This window comes from Niastella populi, from assembly GCF_002078015.1.
In the GTDB taxonomy this organism is placed as follows: domain Bacteria; phylum Bacteroidota; class Bacteroidia; order Chitinophagales; family Chitinophagaceae; genus Niastella; species Niastella populi.
In genome coordinates this window covers 212,138-228,729 of sequence record NZ_LWBP01000002.1, presented here as the reverse complement: position 1 = coordinate 228,729, position 16,592 = coordinate 212,138, and the positions used below count along the sequence as shown (strand labels likewise).

17 protein-coding genes are annotated in these 16,592 nt (G+C 45.6%); 14 read left to right on the top strand and 3 right to left on the bottom strand.

Translation table 11 applies throughout. The features are described 5' to 3' along the window. The first annotated feature begins 97 nt into the window (after positions 1-97). From A4R26_RS03390 to A4R26_RS03350, 9 genes are all read left to right on the top strand, one after another. The gene (locus A4R26_RS03390) at positions 98-889 is read left to right on the top strand and encodes a sulfite exporter TauE/SafE family protein (protein WP_081160315.1); all 792 of its coding nucleotides are present in this window, start codon (positions 98-100) and stop codon (positions 887-889) included. Positions 890-985: 96 nt separating this feature from the next. Next, positions 986-2,404 (top strand): MBL fold metallo-hydrolase, encoded by a 1,419-nt coding sequence (locus tag A4R26_RS03385; RefSeq protein WP_081160311.1) that lies wholly within the window; start codon positions 986-988, stop codon positions 2,402-2,404. Between the two features lie 116 nt (positions 2,405-2,520). Then, positions 2,521-3,090: a YeeE/YedE family protein gene (locus A4R26_RS03380; RefSeq protein WP_081160307.1), complete on the top strand. Its 570-nt coding sequence runs from the start codon at positions 2,521-2,523 to the stop codon at positions 3,088-3,090. A gap of 10 nt (positions 3,091-3,100) precedes the next feature. Continuing rightward, a complete protein-coding gene (locus tag A4R26_RS03375; protein WP_081160302.1) occupies positions 3,101-3,625 on the top strand; it encodes a DUF6691 family protein in 525 nt (174 codons plus the stop codon). Between the two features lie 633 nt (positions 3,626-4,258). Then, positions 4,259-4,951 (top strand): twin-arginine translocation signal domain-containing protein, encoded by a 693-nt coding sequence (locus tag A4R26_RS03370; protein WP_081160297.1) that lies wholly within the window; start codon positions 4,259-4,261, stop codon positions 4,949-4,951. A gap of 153 nt (positions 4,952-5,104) precedes the next feature. Then, positions 5,105-6,103 carry a c-type cytochrome gene (locus A4R26_RS03365; protein WP_081160613.1) on the top strand — a complete coding sequence of 333 codons (999 nt, stop codon included), beginning with the start codon at positions 5,105-5,107 and terminating at the stop codon, positions 6,101-6,103. Between the two features lie 34 nt (positions 6,104-6,137). After that, a complete protein-coding gene (locus A4R26_RS03360) occupies positions 6,138-6,551 on the top strand; it encodes a DsrE family protein (protein WP_081160293.1) in 414 nt (137 codons plus the stop codon). A 158-nt stretch (positions 6,552-6,709) separates the two neighbouring features. After that, the gene (locus A4R26_RS03355) at positions 6,710-7,795 is read left to right on the top strand and encodes a COX15/CtaA family protein (RefSeq protein WP_081160289.1); all 1,086 of its coding nucleotides are present in this window, start codon (positions 6,710-6,712) and stop codon (positions 7,793-7,795) included. Between the two features lie 96 nt (positions 7,796-7,891). Then, the gene (locus tag A4R26_RS03350; RefSeq protein WP_081160285.1) at positions 7,892-10,138 is read left to right on the top strand and encodes a patatin-like phospholipase family protein; all 2,247 of its coding nucleotides are present in this window, start codon (positions 7,892-7,894) and stop codon (positions 10,136-10,138) included. Here the strand turns inward: A4R26_RS03350 and A4R26_RS03345 are convergent. After that, a complete protein-coding gene (locus A4R26_RS03345) occupies positions 10,128-11,030 on the bottom strand; it encodes a diacylglycerol/lipid kinase family protein (protein ID WP_081160280.1) in 903 nt (300 codons plus the stop codon). The two genes, A4R26_RS03350 and A4R26_RS03345, sit on opposite strands and share 11 nt — an antisense overlap. 283 nt (positions 11,031-11,313) lie before the next feature. On the opposite strand from A4R26_RS03345, the gene A4R26_RS03340 reads away from it, so the two are divergent. Then, positions 11,314-11,820 (top strand): hypothetical protein, encoded by a 507-nt coding sequence (locus tag A4R26_RS03340; RefSeq protein WP_081160275.1) that lies wholly within the window; start codon positions 11,314-11,316, stop codon positions 11,818-11,820. Positions 11,821-11,972: 152 nt separating this feature from the next. Here A4R26_RS03340 and A4R26_RS03335 read toward each other — a convergent pair whose 3' ends face one another. Further along, the gene (locus A4R26_RS03335) at positions 11,973-12,485 is read right to left on the bottom strand and encodes a hypothetical protein (protein ID WP_081160270.1); all 513 of its coding nucleotides are present in this window, start codon (positions 12,483-12,485) and stop codon (positions 11,973-11,975) included. Positions 12,486-12,979: 494 nt separating this feature from the next. Between A4R26_RS03335 and A4R26_RS03330 the strand changes: the two genes are divergently transcribed. From A4R26_RS03330 to A4R26_RS03320, 3 genes are all read left to right on the top strand, one after another. Further along, positions 12,980-13,519, top strand: a complete 540-nt coding sequence (locus A4R26_RS03330; RefSeq protein WP_081160265.1) for a hypothetical protein — start codon at positions 12,980-12,982, stop codon at positions 13,517-13,519. A gap of 134 nt (positions 13,520-13,653) precedes the next feature. After that, positions 13,654-14,100 carry a DUF8447 domain-containing protein gene (locus A4R26_RS03325; RefSeq protein ID WP_081160260.1) on the top strand — a complete coding sequence of 149 codons (447 nt, stop codon included), beginning with the start codon at positions 13,654-13,656 and terminating at the stop codon, positions 14,098-14,100. Positions 14,101-14,348: 248 nt separating this feature from the next. After that, the gene (locus A4R26_RS03320) at positions 14,349-14,792 is read left to right on the top strand and encodes a DUF8447 domain-containing protein (protein WP_081160255.1); all 444 of its coding nucleotides are present in this window, start codon (positions 14,349-14,351) and stop codon (positions 14,790-14,792) included. 99 nt (positions 14,793-14,891) lie between these two features. Here A4R26_RS03320 and A4R26_RS03315 read toward each other — a convergent pair whose 3' ends face one another. Then, positions 14,892-15,887 carry an alpha/beta hydrolase gene (locus A4R26_RS03315; RefSeq protein WP_081160251.1) on the bottom strand — a complete coding sequence of 332 codons (996 nt, stop codon included), beginning with the start codon at positions 15,885-15,887 and terminating at the stop codon, positions 14,892-14,894. Positions 15,888-15,965: 78 nt separating this feature from the next. Between A4R26_RS03315 and A4R26_RS03310 the strand changes: the two genes are divergently transcribed. Then, positions 15,966-16,190, top strand: a complete 225-nt coding sequence (locus A4R26_RS03310; protein WP_081160247.1) for a DUF2905 domain-containing protein — start codon at positions 15,966-15,968, stop codon at positions 16,188-16,190. Positions 16,191-16,592: the final 402 nt, after the last annotated feature.

Below are 16,592 nucleotides of genomic sequence, written 5' to 3'. Positions count from 1 at the left end.
CTTATGATTGCATGGTTCAGTATGCCAATACCCGGTTAACTGTTACATGATCATTAAAACTTGTCTGTAGTTGTTTTACCGAATTATTTATTATTAAATGGAAATAGCCGGTTATTTATCAGCCGTATTGATTGGCGTATCGCTAGGTTTAATAGGTGGAGGAGGATCGATACTTACTGTGCCCGTATTTGTGTACCTGCTGCATGTGCAGCCGGTGTTGGCAACAACGTATTCACTTTTTGTAGTAGGCAGTTGCAGTTTAGTCGGCGGCGCCCGCGCATATTTTAAAAGATTGATCGATTTCCACGTAGTGCTTTATTTCGGCCTGCCTTCGCTGTTATCGGTTTTTGCGGTTCGCCGGTTCGTTTTACCGGTGATACCCGAACATTTATTCACCATAGGCAATTTGATAGTAACAAAAGGTGTTTTCCTGATGGTGCTGTTTGCCATGTTAATGCTGGCTGCAGCTGTTTCAATGATACGTTCGGAAAGTAAAACGCCCGTGCCTGCAATTGGCAAAGAACGAAGAGGCGGATTGTTAATACAGGGTTTACTGATTGGCGCAATTACCGGTTTACTGGGCGCAGGCGGCGGATTTTTGATCATTCCCGCATTAGTGCTCATCAGCAGGCTGCCCATGAAAATAGCGGTTGGCACTTCACTGACCATTATGGCCCTCAGTTCTTTTTTTGGGTTTTTCAGCACCCTGTCGCATTATACCATTAACTGGGCGCAGTTACTGTCATTTACCGGCATTGCCGTATTGGGCATTTTTGTGGGAACCGCTTTTTCTGATAAGATACCGGGAATGTTGTTGAAGAAAGGATTTGGCTGGTTTGTGATGGCAATAGGGTTGTTTATTCTGATACATGAATTATGTTGTATTTAACAGGCACTGCTTATTATTAGCCTGTTCTGTGATAAATGTCATATTCTTTTAAAACCATTATTCAGAAATTACGTTGATTATTAAACTAGACAGACAATGAAGATTGAACAAATTTATACCGGTTGCCTCGCGCAGGGCGCTTATTATGTAGAAAGTGAAGGTGAAGCTGTGGTAATTGACCCTTTGCGCGAAATAGACCCATATGTACAAAAAGCTACGCGTAATGGCGCCACTATAAAATACGTTTTTGAAACCCATTTTCATGCCGATTTTGTATCGGGTCACGTCGACTTGGCTAAAGCAACCGGTGCAGGCATTGTATATGGCCCTACTGCTACGCCTTCATTCGATGCGCATATTGCCACCGATGGCGAAGTATTTAAACTGGGTAAAATAACGTTCACGGTATTGCATACCCCGGGGCATACCATGGAAAGCACCTGTTACCTGCTCAAAGACGAACAGGGAAAAGAAGTAGCATTGTTCAGCGGCGATACGCTGTTCATTGGCGACGTTGGCCGTCCCGACCTGGCTCAAAAAGCTGCGCATCTTACCCAGGAAGACCTGGCCGGTTTGTTGTTCGATTCATTGCGTAATAAGATAATGCCACTGCCCGATTCGGTAACTGTGTACCCTGCCCATGGAGCAGGCAGCGCCTGTGGTAAGAACATGAGCAAGGAAACAACCGATACTTTAGGCCATCAGAAAGAAACGAATTATGCGCTGCGGGCGAATATGACCAAAGATGAGTTTGTGAAAGAAGTGACAACCGGCCTGATGGCCCCGCCTCAATATTTCCCTTTGAATGTGCAGCTGAACAAACAGGGTTATGAAAGTATAAATGAAGTGATCAGGAAAGGCACACACCCACTGGGCGTTGAAGCCTTTGAAGCGGCAGCCAATGAAACCAATGCACTCGTTCTCGATACCCGCGACCCGCAAACTTTTGCAAAAGGATTTATTCCCAACTCAATAAATATTGGCATCGACGGCAATTTTGCGCCCTGGGTAGGAGCACTGATCCCCGACATAAAACAGGCTATTTTAATTGTTGCGGAAGAAGGCCGCCAGGAAGAAGTGGTTACCCGTTTGGCCCGGGTTGGTTACGATCATGCAATAGGATATCTGCAGGGCGGTTTCGAGGCATGGAAAAATGCAAACAAAGAGATCGATAGCATCACCTCTGTTTCTGTTGCAGAAATGGCCGCGGCAGCTGAAGCCGGTTCCAACATCAATGTGCTTGATGTGCGCAAGCAAAGCGAATACGATTCTGAGCACGTTAAAGGGGCGGTAAATGCCAGTCTTGACTATGTGAACGACAGCATGCAACTGGTTGATAAAAACAAAACCTGGTATGTACATTGTGCCGGCGGGTACCGGTCAATGATCTTTATTTCAGTTTTAAAGGCCCGTGGTTTCGATAACCTGATCGATATTAAAGGCGGGTTCAAAGCCATAAAGGAATCGGGAAAATTCCCGGTTACCGATTATGTATGCCCTACCACCATGCTGTAATGGTAAGAGCGCACCGGGTAAGCCGATAAACTAAAATTTAATTAACTTATAGCTGTGTGATTTATGTCGCACAGCTTTTTTTATGAAAGAACCATTTTTACAAAAATTTATACAACATGCAACTCTGGGAATGGATCAAACAGCCCTGGCCCTGGTATGTGGCCGGACCGCTGATAGGGTTAACGGTGCCGTTGCTGCTGATTTTGGGTAATAAAACATTCGGCGTTTCCTCCTCATTACGGCATATTTGTGCGGCATGTGTTCCGGCTAACATTCCATTTTTCAAATACGACTGGCGTAAAGAAAGCTGGAACCTGTTCTTTGTAGCAGGGATAGTGCTGGGTGCCGCTATGGCAACCCAATGGTTGAGCAGCGGCGAACCGATAGTGGTAGATCCCAAACTGGTGAACGAACTTCAGCAATATAACATTCACGACTATTCGTCCATTATTCCGGTCGACCTGTTCAACTGGCCTTCGCTGTTTACGCTGCGCGGCTTTTTATTGATGGTTGCCGGTGGTTTTCTGGTGGGCTTTGGTACCCGGTATGCCGGCGGCTGCACATCGGGCCATGCCATTATGGGGCTTTCCAATTTGCAATGGCCATCGCTGGTGGCAACCTGTTGCTTTATGGCCGGCGGCTTTGTTACCGCTAACCTCATTCTTCCAGTCATCTTAAACCTGTAAAGACCACACAATGGAAGCGAGAGAAAAAAAACAACCAACGATCATAAAAGAAGCCAATACCGATTTTGAAGTACGCTCACTGGATACCATTTGCATAAATGAGTCGCAGATCAGGCATCCGTGGTGGCATTCAATAAAATACCTGGTGGCCGGTTTGCTCTTTGGAATTCTGTTAATTAAATCGGAAGTGGTTTCCTGGTTCCGGATACAGGAAATGTTCAGGCTGCAGAGTTTTCATATGTACGGGGTTATAGGAACCGCTGTTGTAACTGGTATCATTTCGGTTTGGCTCATTAAAAAATTCAAAGTGAATACAATATATGGCGAACCCATTGAGTTGCATTCCAAACAATTCAATAAGGGCCAGATCTATGGCGGATTGTTATTTGGCGCCGGTTGGGCTTTAACGGGCGCCTGCCCGGGTCCTTTGTACGCATTGATAGGGACCGGCGCTACCGTTATCATAGTCACCTTGTTAAGTGCTATTGTGGGCACCTGGGTATATGGCCGCCTGCGTGAAAAACTGCCGCATTAGCGTTTTTTCGAAGCCCGTCCACTTCAATTTCCACACAATTCAATTGAATTACCCGTTTGTTTAATTCAATTACCGCACAGTTGAATTGAATTACCACACGGTTCAATTGAATCACCGGTTCAATTGAATTAGAAGTCCGGCTAATTCAATTACAAAGCCGTTCAATTGAATTACAAAGCCGGAAAATTCAATTACAATAACAGATAATTTAATGGGACAACCCTTCTTTTAATAAATTTGGCTGCTAATACGTAATATAACTATCTTTAATATGGATTTAATGTAGCCGCGTATTTCATATCTACAGAACGGATATTCCTTCCTTTAAAAACGATATTGTATGCAGAACCTTTTCCTTTCTATTATGTAAGCAGTTCCGGTAGCACCCAACCCTCACCAATTGACTGAATAACCACAGGGGAATTGATTTATACCCGGGGATTCTTATTAGCAGCATCATCAGGAATGTAACGAAGTATTGTACCTACTCCATGAATGAGTTTATCCAGCCCCATGCCGGTATGTTAACCGGCCCATACCTGTTTGGGTTCAATGAACACGTAGTGTAAGAAAGTGCAGGTTCAATTATATGATTCTTCATTCTCTTTTCTATAAACTAAAACCTGGCAGTATATGCAAACCAACAATTTAAACGCCGAATCACGCCGTAACTTTTTGGGAAAAATTGCCGCTGGTGCAGCAGCGCTTGGTACAGCTTCTCTTGCTCCTTTTGAGGCGCAGGCAAACCAGGCTTTTGCCGATCATGAATTTGGCGATGTGGAAGCATGGTTCAATAAGATAAAAGGAAAACACCGCATTGTCTTCGATGCTACACAACCGCACGAATTGATGCCATTTGCCTGGCCAAAGGTTTTTTTGTTAACAAATGCCGCCACCGGAACACCTGAAAAAGATTGCAGTGTGGTGGTTGTGCTCAGGCACGATGCCATTCCATATGCCCTGCAAAGCGATCTGTGGGCTAAATACAAAATGGGTGAATTGTTCAAAGCCCATGATCCTGTAACAAAGGAATGGGCAACGCAAAATCCATTCTGGAAGCCAAAAGAAGATTATAAAATACCTGGTGTTGGCGCTGTGCCCATTGCTATCAATCAATTGCAGGATACCGGCGTTATGTTCTGTGTATGCGACATGGCTATGACTGTGTATAGTGCAGTGGCTGCCGATATGATGAAAATGGATGCTGAAACAGTTAAGAAAGAATGGGTGGCCGGCGTATTGCCCAATATACAGGTTGTTCCATCGGGCGTATGGGCATTGGGCCGGGCGCAGGAAAAAGGCTGTTCCTACTGCTTTGCCGGTTAAGAACAATTAAACAGGTTGCCACACTTTCGAAGCGCAGCACACCTGGTAGCGACAAACTTTATTTTTAAACCCCTTATTTATACGGGTTACATGTTGCATGCCGGTAATGCCCGGTATGCAGCATGAGCCTTCATGCACCTTGCCTGCTTTATCATGAACCGTAATTGGGTATATGGATTATTGGCAATAGCAGTGCCTGTTGCCATTTGGCTGAATGTTAGCCCGCGTAAGAACGGCAACCCTGCAATAGCTAAACAAACGGCTAACCTGCAACCACGTGATGTGCCGGAAATGCCCTGGCAGGCACCCGATTCAAACAGTATACCCCATACTGCTGCGGGTGACCAGGTACGTTATGGCCGCGATCTTATTGCCCGAACATCCTACTATTTCGGTCCCAAAGGAAAAGTAGCTCATATTTCAAATGGTATGAACTGCCAGAACTGTCACCTGGCGGCGGGCACCAAACCCTGGGGAAATAATTACAGCGCGGTAGCTTCCACTTATCCGCGCTACCGGGATCGCAGCGGTACAGTTGAATCGATTGAGAAACGCGTGAACGATTGCCTCGAAAGAAGCCTCAACGGAAAACCACTGGATAGCAACAGCCGCGAAATGCGCGCCATAGTAGCGTACATGCACTGGCTGGGGGCAAACGTGGAAAAAGGCAAAAAGCCATTGGGCGTTGGCATTTCTTCATTAAAGAGCCTCAACCGCCCGGCAGACCCTGAAAAGGGGAAAATTGTATTTGCAGAAAAATGCGGTTTATGCCATGGTGCAGATGGCGCCGGCCAACCCGATACCATAACCAATGTGGGTTACCTGTATCCGCCCCTGTGGGGGCCCGGTAGTTATAATATTGGTGCCGGATTGTACCGGTTGTCGAGGATGGCCGGTTACGTAAAAGATAATATGCCGTATGGCGTTTCTCACGGTAATTCACAGTTGACCGATGAGCAGGCCTGGGATGTGGCGGCATTCATAAATGCGCAGCCGCGCCCCGATAAAGATCTTTCGAAAGACTGGCCGAAAATAGATGCCAAACCCATGGATTACCCTTTTGGCCCATATGCCGATACTTTTTCTGCACAGCAGCATAAGTTTGGCCCGTTCGATCCTATTCAACAGGCAAAAGCGGGCAGGAAGAACTAACCGGATTTTCTTTTTTGAATTGTAAAACATCGATATGAAAAAGAACAGTATAATTATAGCCGCACTGGTATTGATACCGGTGTTTTCAATGGCGCAATCAAACGCATACAAAGTGATCTTCGATATAACCAGCGACGATACGGCTGCACACAAAACCGTTATCAGGCAAATGCGTGGTATTTCACAATCGCGCCCCGATGCGCAACTGGAAGTGGCCATCTATGGCAATGCACTGTCCATGGTAATGAAAGATAAATCGATTATTGCGGAGGCCGTGCAGGAATTGAGCCGTAATAAAAAGGCGAGTTTTAAAGTATGCGCCGCCACCATGAAGCGGCATAATATTGATAAAAGCCAGTTGCTTCCCGGTGTAGATGTGGTGCCCGATGCCATTTTTGAAATCGTGAGCAAACAGCACGAGGGATGGGGGTACATTAAAGTAATGTGATAATTTACCGATGTGATAATGTGATAATGAAATACAAAATACAAAGGCAAAAAGGCAATGATCTTCGGGCGGCGCAAGGTAGGTTATCAGTCCCGGATGTAGCGAACCTGTATTCAATTATCACATTATCAAATTAGGCTTCCTATCTTTGCGCCGCGATGATTACCATATCTTTTGAACAACGGGCCAACCGGGCGGTATCCAACTGGATATTTTTAGGCGTGATCATGTTATTGGTGCAGGTGGTTTTGGGCGGCGTTACCCGCCTCACCGGTTCGGGGTTATCAATTACCGAATGGGACGTAGTTACGGGCGCATTGCCCCCGCTGAACGAACAGCAATGGACCGAAAAGTTTGTCAAATACCAGCAAACGCCTCAATACCGGTTACTGAATACCGATTTCACCCTCGCTGATTTTAAATTCATCTTTTTTTGGGAATGGTTCCACCGCCTTTGGGCGCGCCTGATTGCCGTGGCATTTGTAATAGGATTCGTGTACCTGCTGGCAAAAAAATATATAAAAAGGGAATTCATCAATTCCCTGCTCTTCCTCTTTTTCTTTGGCGCTTTTCAGGGAGCCATCGGCTGGATCATGGTTGCCAGCGGCCTTACCGGCGATGCGGTGTATGTGCGGCCCACCAGGCTGGCCATGCACTTCATTTTTGCCCTTGCTTTAATTGCCTACGCCTTCTGGATCGGGCTGCGTATTAAAATTCCGGCGCGAAAACGCCTGGATCTTCCAAACCTGAATAACTGGACCTGGGTGCTTATCGCCATCGTATTCGTGCAACTGATGTTCGGTGCGTTGATGGCCGGTCATAAGGCAGCCACCGCGGCGCCTACCTGGCCAACCATCAACGGTAGCTGGGTGCCTGCCGGAATGTTAAAAGAAGAGCCTGTAACCCTCAATTTTTTTGAGAATAAAACCACCATACACTTTGTGCATAGGGGACTGGCATATACGTTATTAATATTGATAATAAGTTATTCTATAAAGCTTTTTCGCGCGCCTACTTCCAGCGTGCTCTTCAGCAAACTTCGCAGCTGGCCGCTCATTTTCGTAATTCTACAGGTAATACTGGGAATTTTCTCCGTGTTAACCAGTACGGGAATAGTTCCCAATCGCTGGGGAACCTTCGAGTGGATGGCACAATTACACCAGGTTACCGGAATGTTGTTGTTGCTGAGCCTGGTTGCCATGTTATTTCTGACCCGAAACCCATCTTTTAAGCAATCATCATAATCTTGGCACTGTCTTTTCGTTTATGTAGTATATTGGGGAAAGCCGTTCAAAAAGCGCCTTTTGCTGCAAGAATAATACATTAATGCCTGGGTTAGTATGAAACTTTTTTGGAAGGGGTTATATCATTCGTTTCCTGTTCAGTTGCTCATGTTGCACTTTAAAAAATTTCAGGTGCTGCTGATCTTCTGGTTCGTGTTGTTCAGTACGGTGAATGGTACTTTTATGAAGACATTCGGCGCCGACTCGCTGTACCTGGCCCCCGAATACCTGGGCAATGTAAGTATACTGGCCTCGCTGTTCGTTGGAATGGCCATCGGCGTTTTCATCATGAGCTGGAACATTACCACCTTCATTTTGTTCAGCCGCCATTTCAGGTTTTTGGCCACCACTTCCAACCCATTCTTAAAATATTGCATCAATAACGGCGGCATACCCGCCATTTTCCTTGTTTTCTATTTCATAAAAGCGGTAGCGTTTGAACGTAACAAGGAACTGATGACGTACGGAGAGATCACCTTGCTGGTGCTGGGTTTCCTGAGCGGTTTGATCCTCATCATAATGTTTTCGCTCTTTTATTTTTTCAGGGCCGATAAGAATATCATCCGGCGGCTTACTCCCGTTATCAGCAACCCGCAATTGTTCAAGGCCCAGTTCAAAAAAGATGAAACCCGGCTTAACCAAAGCCGCCTCATAAAAGTGGAGTGGTATCTGAACGCCATGTTCAGGCTTAAAAAGGTACGCGACGTATCGCACTACAGCCGGGAATTTATTGAAACCATTTTCAGCCGGCACCACTTTGCCGCGGTAGTTTCCATTTTCATTGCTTTTATAGGGCTCATACTACTGGGTTTTTGTTTAGATAATCCACTGTTCCAGTTGCCCGCCGCCGCCGGCATTACCCTGTTCTTTGCTATTTTGATCGCCGTTTCGGGCGCTTTTTCGTATTTTCTGCAAAGCTGGAGCATTCCGTTTGTCATTGTGCTGTTCCTTCTCACCAATGTATTATACCGTTATGAAATAATTGACCCCAGCAATAAAGCATACGGGTTGAATTATAAGAACAAGGATCAGCGGCCGCTTTACACATCCGAATCCTTGCTATCGCTGTGCACGCCTGAAAAAATACGGAACGACAAACAACACATGATCTCTATTCTGGAGAACTGGAAAAAGAAACAAACCAGTGAAAAACCGCTGATGTTCGTGATCACCACAAGCGGCGGCGGTAACCGCAGCGCCACTTTTACCATGAATGTGCTGCAGCGTCTCGATAGTTTAACGCATGGGGAACTGATGAACAAAACGGTGCTCATTACCGGGGCCTCGGGCGGCATGCTGGGCGCTTCCTATTTCAGGGAGCTGAGCAGGGCACGTGCGGCCGGACAAAAGATCGATTTGCAGGATAAAACCTGGCAGAACGATATTGCAAACGATCTGCTGAACCCCTTGTTCACTTCCTTTGTGGCCCGCGATCTGGCGGCGCCGGCGCAACGGTTCAAAGTAGGGCCGTATGAGTATATAAAAGACCGGGGCTATGCCTTTGAGCAAAAGCTGAATTCGAATACCCGCGGCATGTTGAATAAGCAGTTGAAAGACTGGTACGACGATGAAAAGAATGCACGCATACCGTTGATGCTCTTCAATTCGGTAGTCACCCGCGATGGCCGCAAAATGATCATCAGCACCCAGCCCATGAGCTTTTTGATGCGCCCGGCCTACGATACAAATCATGTGCTCGATGCCGATCCCGATGCGGTGGATTACCAGGCATTGTTCTCAAAACAGGACCCCCTGAACCTTCGCATGCTCACCGCCCTGCGCATGAATGCAACGTTCCCGTATGTATTGCCAAACGTATGGCTGCCCAGCGATCCTGTTATCGATGTAATGGACGCCGGTATACGCGATAATTACGGCCAGGAAACCGCGCTTCGGTTTATTCAGGTATTTCAGCAATGGATCCGGGATAATACATCGGGCGTAGTGCTGATCCATATCCGCGACCGGAAGACCGGCGGCTGGGAGCATCCGTATGAATCGACCAGTATAACCGAAATAGCCACCAAACCTATGTTGTTACTCGAGTACAACTGGTTCAAAATGCAGGAGTATAGCCAGAACGATCTCATGGGGCTGGCGCGATCGATGATGGGGAATTATTTTTACAGCTTTTGTTTTCAATATGTACCTGAAAAAAGCGACGCCCGCGCTGCTCTGAATTTTCACCTTACCAAAAGCGAGAAAAAAGATATTGCCGGGGCATTGGGCAGCGCCGGTAACCAGCAAACATTTACCCAGTTCACCCGGCTCATAAGCAAACCTCACCCGCTTACTATCCGTTAGCGGCGTGTATCAGTTTAAAGTATTGCGGTAAAACCCTGATATGAAGTTGCCGTTGACATTCCCACGGCTCCCCGTCGATATGGATGGGCGCTTCGGCGGGATTGCTGATAAAAAGTTCGCTGGTTTGAAAGTAAATGACCGGCGAATTCATCGAATTCTCTATCCGTCTTATACGGCCTGCCAGCACCTGTTGCATAACTGTAAGTAACAGCAATGGCTTGGCAATCTTTTTTACGATCACCACATCGAGCAAACCATCGCTTAAGATAGCCTGCGGGGCAATGGTAAAGTTGTTTCCGAACTGGTTGCTGTTGGCGATACTCAGAAAAAAAGCTTCCGTGCTGAATTCGAGTTTATTGGCAATTACCCTGAACGGGTATGGTTTGGCATTGAAGAAATGCCGGGTGGTAAGCGAGGCATAAGTGCCCAAACCTCTTTTGGGCTGATCGGCAAACTGGTGAGCCACCTGGGCGTCGAAACCCAGGCCGCACAACATACAGGCAAAATGTTCATTCACCATAAAACCGTCGGTTAAAACGGCCTTTCCTGTAAATACGATCTCCAGGGCTTTTGCACTGGCTTTTGGAATACCGGCCGCCAGCGCCAGCCCGTTGCCCGAGCCCATGGGAATAATGCCAAATTGCACATTGGTAGCCGCCAGCGCTTTTACTACCTGGTTCACCGTACCATCGCCGCCGCAAATAACCACATCTGTAACATGTTCCAACTCTATTTTATGTTTTATTGAACTGTAATCGCCATCTGCAGCCGTAGGTAATATCTCAAAGGGGATGTGGCGATTGGTTGTTTCAGTGGCAATCAACTCTTTCAAAGAAGATTTTCCTTTGGTACCGGAAATGGGGTTAATTAAATATATGATCTTTCGCTGCATGTTATCAGATTACAAAAGGCAAAGATAACGTTCATGACAGGTTAACCTGTATATGATTATGCCTGCTTTCAATTTTATCTTTTTATTACCTCCCGGCCTTGGCTTCTTTTCCTGATACCCTCAATTTCGACAAACGACCATTTTCCCGGTCAAACGCCATAATTGCCGTTTTTTATACGGTTGCCGAAAAGCCGTTGGGTTCATCTAATTTAAAAAAACAGGTGGCCGATAATTAAGTTGCTTTGTTGCAAAGAACGCAGATCATATACAAAAAAATACAGCCATGAAAAATGTAATTTTAACAAGTATCACTGTTGTGCTGCTTTACGGAGCGGCAACAGCGCAACAAGCCAGCCGTCCTGCGTTAACTGATAATTTGCATTCGTTGCACATGAACAGCCTGCCCATCAACAAAGTTCATGTAAAGGCTATGCGCGATTTTCTGAAGCGCGATAAAGAAGCTTCCAATGCCGAATGGATGCTGATAGAAACCGGGTATGTGGTAAAGTATACGGGCAAAAACAACAGCCGTTGCAGAACCGTATACAACAGCAGGGGAGCGTTTGCCTATACCATCAGGCAGTATCACGAAAACGTTATGCCCCGCGATGTACGGGGCATGGTAAAAAGCCAGTATTACGATTATGCCATTACCCTGATTGAGGAAATTGAAGCGCGCATGAAACCATTGGTATACGTAGTGCACCTCGAAGACGCCACTACGTTAAAGAATGTTCGTGTATGCGAAAAAGAAATGGAGGTGGTGGAAGAGTATAAAAAGACCTTTTAGAACAACAGGTTCAGAACAGGCATAGGGTAGTTACATTCAGGATGCAGCTGCAGGCTGCAAGCCATCGGCGCGGGTAAATACGTTTGTGTTGCTTACGGCCTTTAGCTTGCAGCCTGTGGCTGTATTCTTTATTTGCATTCATCAGGCGCTTGTTATTTCCTGATGAAACTGGCATTGCCTACCGGCCATAACTCCTGCTGCATGCGCCAGGTAGTGCTTTTACCGTTAAACCGAATTGCTGAAAGCGCCCTGCCTTTCGGCAATTGTTGCGCATAATAAACGATGTTCAGGTTTGAACCCGAATAATTTTTCTCCAGTTGTAACAAATCCTTTACCGGTATCGTCATACCCTTTTTAGAGCCGGATGCATCAGCAAATTTCCATTCTTTAATGGTATTGCCTTTATCGTCTTTAATAACAATAGTTCTGTCTTTACCGGTATGCCCGCAATGGTGGTAATAGATCACCAGCTGATCGTTCTTATTGGCTTTATCTAACTGTAAACTCTGCAGTGTAAAAGGTTTATGTACTGCCTGCGAAATTATTAGTTTATTGTTGAGATAGATCTCAAATACCTCGCCTCCTGCTATTGTAAATGATTGCAGGCACGCCATTGTGGTTGTAAGAAGCAAAACCAATAAGGTTTTAAATGAGCTGCTTTGCATAATGAATGTTTTAGGTTATGAAAAATTGTGTGTTTACCATAACAAAGCAATACAATACCGGCGGCCCTACACTATTTGTTACACGACGGGTGCAAAATCCTTGATGTAGCGCAGTTTTCAGCGTACCGGTTTCAGGGTGGTGACCTTACATGTAAATAAATGGCGGGAGTTTTTCAATATAGTCTGCCATTGTACGTTTGAGGACTTTGAAAAATAATAAGCGTTTGTTGTACATATTATGCAGGTGCAGTGAGGTTTTCCATAATTCCTTATTAACATAACCTTAACCGTAAATCAGTAACGTGGCGAAACATTTCGCAAATGCTGTTCAGGAGTGGATATGCTGCATATACCTGGCGGATATTTTCCGGTCAACTATTCTAGCGTGTTTGGCAGAGCTTATCATGTGACCGGCATAAATACCAATTTATAATAATTGCTTATGTAAGCGAATATATTGCGTTGGATTGTTTAATTCTAAATAAAGTATAGCAATGAAAAAATTATTGATCGCCACGGGCATCACCGTCGTGGTACTAACTGGCTGTGTTTATTCGCAGCAAAGCGCACATGCGCTGGCAACCGCCAATGTAAAGTCGAACGCCAATGCTACATCAGAAGCTGCCGTTAGATCATTGAAATCGAAAAGCGATTATCTGAACGACATCAATGTGCGGGCCATGCGCGATTTCGTGGGCCGCTATGGTGATGCGGAAAATGTAAAGTGGCATAACACCAATAGCAGCTTTATTGCCGTGTTCTTCCGCGACAGTGTTCAGCACCGCGTGGTGTACACCAGCCGCGGCGATCTGAACTTTATCATGAAGTATTATGAAGAAAAACGAATGGCCCGCAATATACGCGCACAGGTAAAAAGCACTTACTACGACTATAAGATCTATGTGATACAGGAGATAGAAATGCCCGACAGGCCCGCTGTATACATCATACATCTGCAGGGAGAAAAAGACTGGAAGAAAGTAAGGGTTTGCCAGGGTGAAATGGATGTGCTGGAAGAGTTTAAAAAAGGATAACAAGGCGTGTAAAAGCTGCCAAAGGATGGTTAAGGGCAAAGGTTAACAAGTGTTAGTTCTTTAACATACCGTTTGTAAACGGCATTAACTGTTTTCAATCTATTACTGTATAAAAACAATGGAGGAAACAGTATATGAAAAGAATCTTTACACTTGCAGCCATTTTGTTCAGCGTAACAACTTTTGCAGCTAACGGTAACCCTCGCCCCGATGATAGTAAGTTAGCCATCCGTAGTAGCAGCGACGCCTTCATACAGGTGTTCATCGATGGTAAGCAATATAACATTAACCGGAACGGTTTTGTAATTGATAACATTCGCTCGGGCCGTCACCGCATAGAAGTGTACAAAATAGATAACTACGGAATGTTCAGGAAAAGACCGCAGCGGGTGTACAGCAATGTAATGGTTGTTAAACCCTGGGAATCTTTGAACATTGGCATCGATCGTAGGGAAAGAGTTTGGGTAGACACCCGTTTCGATCATAACGACCGCAGACGTAATGCCAGGGATTATGGCCAGGGACGTGACTACAGACCCGACTATAACGATCGTGACCGCGATGGCCGGTATTACAAATAACAAGCGCTAAACGCTATACCAGGTAGCAATGGCCTCTCCACAACGGAGGGGTCATTTTTTTGCATAATACGCGATTAAAGGAATTGTGTAAACCACTGCCTGAAGCCGTATTCGGATTTACGTTCGGCTTATGGCGTTCGGCTGTATTTGTATTTGCGTTCAGCGTTCTCCTCTTTAACACCTCCTTAGTAAACGTGCTGCCTTAAACGCAATCTATTACTGTATAAAAACAATGGAGGAAACAGTATATGAAAAAGATCTTTACACTTATCGCGGTATTGTTTAGCATAACCACTTTTGCTGCTCCCGGCCCAAGAACTTCTAAAATAGCCATCTCAAGTAACGATCGTGCAATGATGCAGGTGAAGATAAACGGTGTGATGTATAATCTGAACAATACGTTTGTACTGGATAACATTCGCTCAGGTAACCACTCGATCACTATCTACAAAACGGAAAGTTTCGGTTTTAGAAAAAAGACACAGGTGATCTACAACAGCACGATGTTTATTAATGCTGCCCAGTTGGTCAATATCGATATCAACCGTTCAGGCAAGGTAGTGGTTAAAACAACATCGAACTACGCCTTCGATCGTAACAGCCGTAACAACAGGGGGAATGATGGCCGGTACGATAACGACAGGAACGACAGAAATAACAATGGCAGAAATAATAACTACGGAAGATACTAACAGCAGGGTTTCATTAATAAAAAGGGTCCCGCTTATGGCGGGGCCTTTTTTTATGCAGGTAAGTGTGCCACACCCCGAAGGTGTGGCACACTTTATAATTTATATGGGCTTTATGCCAAGCACTTCGGTCATGAACAACGCTATTTCTTGTTCAACACCCGGTATATCTTTCGATCTTATCCACGAACCAATGACATGATTGCCGGTATTGGGCATGGCTTTTTCGCGTTTCTTATCAGCCGGTGTGCCCAGCTGGCTGAACATTTCCCTGATGGCGCTTACTTTCACTGTGCTGTCCTGGTGAACTTCATTTTTATAATAATATAATACAAGCGTAGGTTGCTTAACCCGTTCAAATGTTTCTTTATTCATGCTCGTTTCAACCAGTTCTTCCAGGTTTACCGCAGCTTCAATCCGGTAGTGGTGTGTCCAGTATTTACGATAAGCCTCGCGGGTGTCCTCTGAATCGAGGTATTTCGATCCGGTAACCAGCCGGGCTATCTGCAGCCCCCAGGGGTTGTTCAGTATCCAGGCTGTAGGATCGTTGATGGCAATATTGGGCGACATCAGGATCAATGCATGAATATTGGGGTATTCGGCAGCCAGTTTCAATGCCAGCGTACCGCCGGTGGAGGTGCCCACCAGAATCACTTTGTTACCGATCTGTTTGCCAATGGCCAGCGCCTGTTTCGCTGTTTCCCAAAGATTATCGGCGGTAAGGTTTACCATGGGCTCCGTTGTATCTATGCCATGTTCGGCCAGCCGGGATAAATATAAATTACAACCGAACTTTTTGGCCAGGTTGCGGTGAACGGGGTCGCCTTCGCCCTGCGAAGCCGTAAAGCCGTGCAGGTATACCAACGCGTACTCGGTCTTGTTGTTTACAGAATCATTGGCCCATACAACCCGGGCTTCATTATCGGGTTTAATGCTGTGGGCGGCTTCCTGTTGTTTAATATAGTTTACAAGGGCGGTTGGTTCGGCCGGAACAGCCGGCATAGTGGTTGAATATACCGGGGTAGAGGGGTTTGGTCCTAAGAGATAAACAATAGCTACAATTGCCAGAGCGATCAGGACCCATTTTATTTTACGCATGTCGTAAATTTGGTGTTGAAATTAACGGCTTTTTATTACCTGGGAAAGCATTGCAGGCTAATTTTAAAAATAATTTTTATGAATTCCGATACCGGCAAATACATCATGCTCATCGGGGGTGCGGTGGTAGTTATTGGGTTGATCATCTATTTCTTTCACGATAAACTGCATTGGATAGGTCATTTGCCGGGCGATATCCGCATCGAAAAGGAGAACTTTCGCTTTTATATTCCCATAACCACTATGATCCTGTTCAGCGTTCTGCTAACGGTAATTATAAGCCTGATCCGCAGGTTCCTGTAAAAGGTGAATACAGCTGAACGCTTAACGCTTAACGCTGAACGCCGAATGCTTAACGCCAAACGCAAATACAAATACAGCCCAAAGCCCAAAGCAAATACAAATACAGCTGAACGCCGAACGCTTAACGCAAATACAAATACAGCCGAAAGCTGAAAGCCGAACGCAAAACGCGCAACGCTTATGGCCGCAGGTGCTGCATGCCTTCCTTATCAATGCTTCCAAACAGGCAGCAGGTAATAAATCTCAAGTCGCTTTCCGCGTTTCGCTGTTAGCTTTCCGCCTTGAGTCTCCTGCCTTGAGCCTTCAGCCTTCAGCTTTCAGCCTTTTGTTACCTGGTTGTTAACCAGGCTGCCGCACAGAGTTTCTTTATTATACTTTTGGTAATTTTTCAATTCCTTTGTA

Excerpts from the sequence above, each read along its gene's own strand:
- A4R26_RS03390 (WP_081160315.1), top strand. The coding sequence starts at position 98 with ATGGAAATAGCCGGTTATTTATCAGCCGTATTGATTGGCGTATCGCTA.
- A4R26_RS03385 (WP_081160311.1), top strand. The coding sequence starts at position 986 with ATGAAGATTGAACAAATTTATACCGGTTGCCTCGCGCAGGGCGCTTAT.
- A4R26_RS03380 (WP_081160307.1), top strand. The coding sequence starts at position 2,521 with ATGCAACTCTGGGAATGGATCAAACAGCCCTGGCCCTGGTATGTGGCC.
- A4R26_RS03375 (WP_081160302.1), top strand. The coding sequence starts at position 3,101 with ATGGAAGCGAGAGAAAAAAAACAACCAACGATCATAAAAGAAGCCAAT.
- A4R26_RS03370 (WP_081160297.1), top strand. The coding sequence starts at position 4,259 with ATGCAAACCAACAATTTAAACGCCGAATCACGCCGTAACTTTTTGGGA.
- A4R26_RS03365 (WP_081160613.1), top strand. The coding sequence starts at position 5,105 with ATGAACCGTAATTGGGTATATGGATTATTGGCAATAGCAGTGCCTGTT.
- A4R26_RS03360 (WP_081160293.1), top strand. The coding sequence starts at position 6,138 with ATGAAAAAGAACAGTATAATTATAGCCGCACTGGTATTGATACCGGTG.
- A4R26_RS03355 (WP_081160289.1), top strand. The coding sequence starts at position 6,710 with ATGATTACCATATCTTTTGAACAACGGGCCAACCGGGCGGTATCCAAC.
- A4R26_RS03350 (WP_081160285.1), top strand. The coding sequence starts at position 7,892 with ATGAAACTTTTTTGGAAGGGGTTATATCATTCGTTTCCTGTTCAGTTG.
- A4R26_RS03345 (WP_081160280.1), bottom strand. The coding sequence starts at position 11,030 with ATGCAGCGAAAGATCATATATTTAATTAACCCCATTTCCGGTACCAAA.
- A4R26_RS03340 (WP_081160275.1), top strand. The coding sequence starts at position 11,314 with ATGAAAAATGTAATTTTAACAAGTATCACTGTTGTGCTGCTTTACGGA.
- A4R26_RS03335 (WP_081160270.1), bottom strand. The coding sequence starts at position 12,485 with ATGCAAAGCAGCTCATTTAAAACCTTATTGGTTTTGCTTCTTACAACC.
- A4R26_RS03330 (WP_081160265.1), top strand. The coding sequence starts at position 12,980 with ATGAAAAAATTATTGATCGCCACGGGCATCACCGTCGTGGTACTAACT.
- A4R26_RS03325 (WP_081160260.1), top strand. The coding sequence starts at position 13,654 with ATGAAAAGAATCTTTACACTTGCAGCCATTTTGTTCAGCGTAACAACT.
- A4R26_RS03320 (WP_081160255.1), top strand. The coding sequence starts at position 14,349 with ATGAAAAAGATCTTTACACTTATCGCGGTATTGTTTAGCATAACCACT.
- A4R26_RS03315 (WP_081160251.1), bottom strand. The coding sequence starts at position 15,887 with ATGCGTAAAATAAAATGGGTCCTGATCGCTCTGGCAATTGTAGCTATT.
- A4R26_RS03310 (WP_081160247.1), top strand. The coding sequence starts at position 15,966 with ATGAATTCCGATACCGGCAAATACATCATGCTCATCGGGGGTGCGGTG.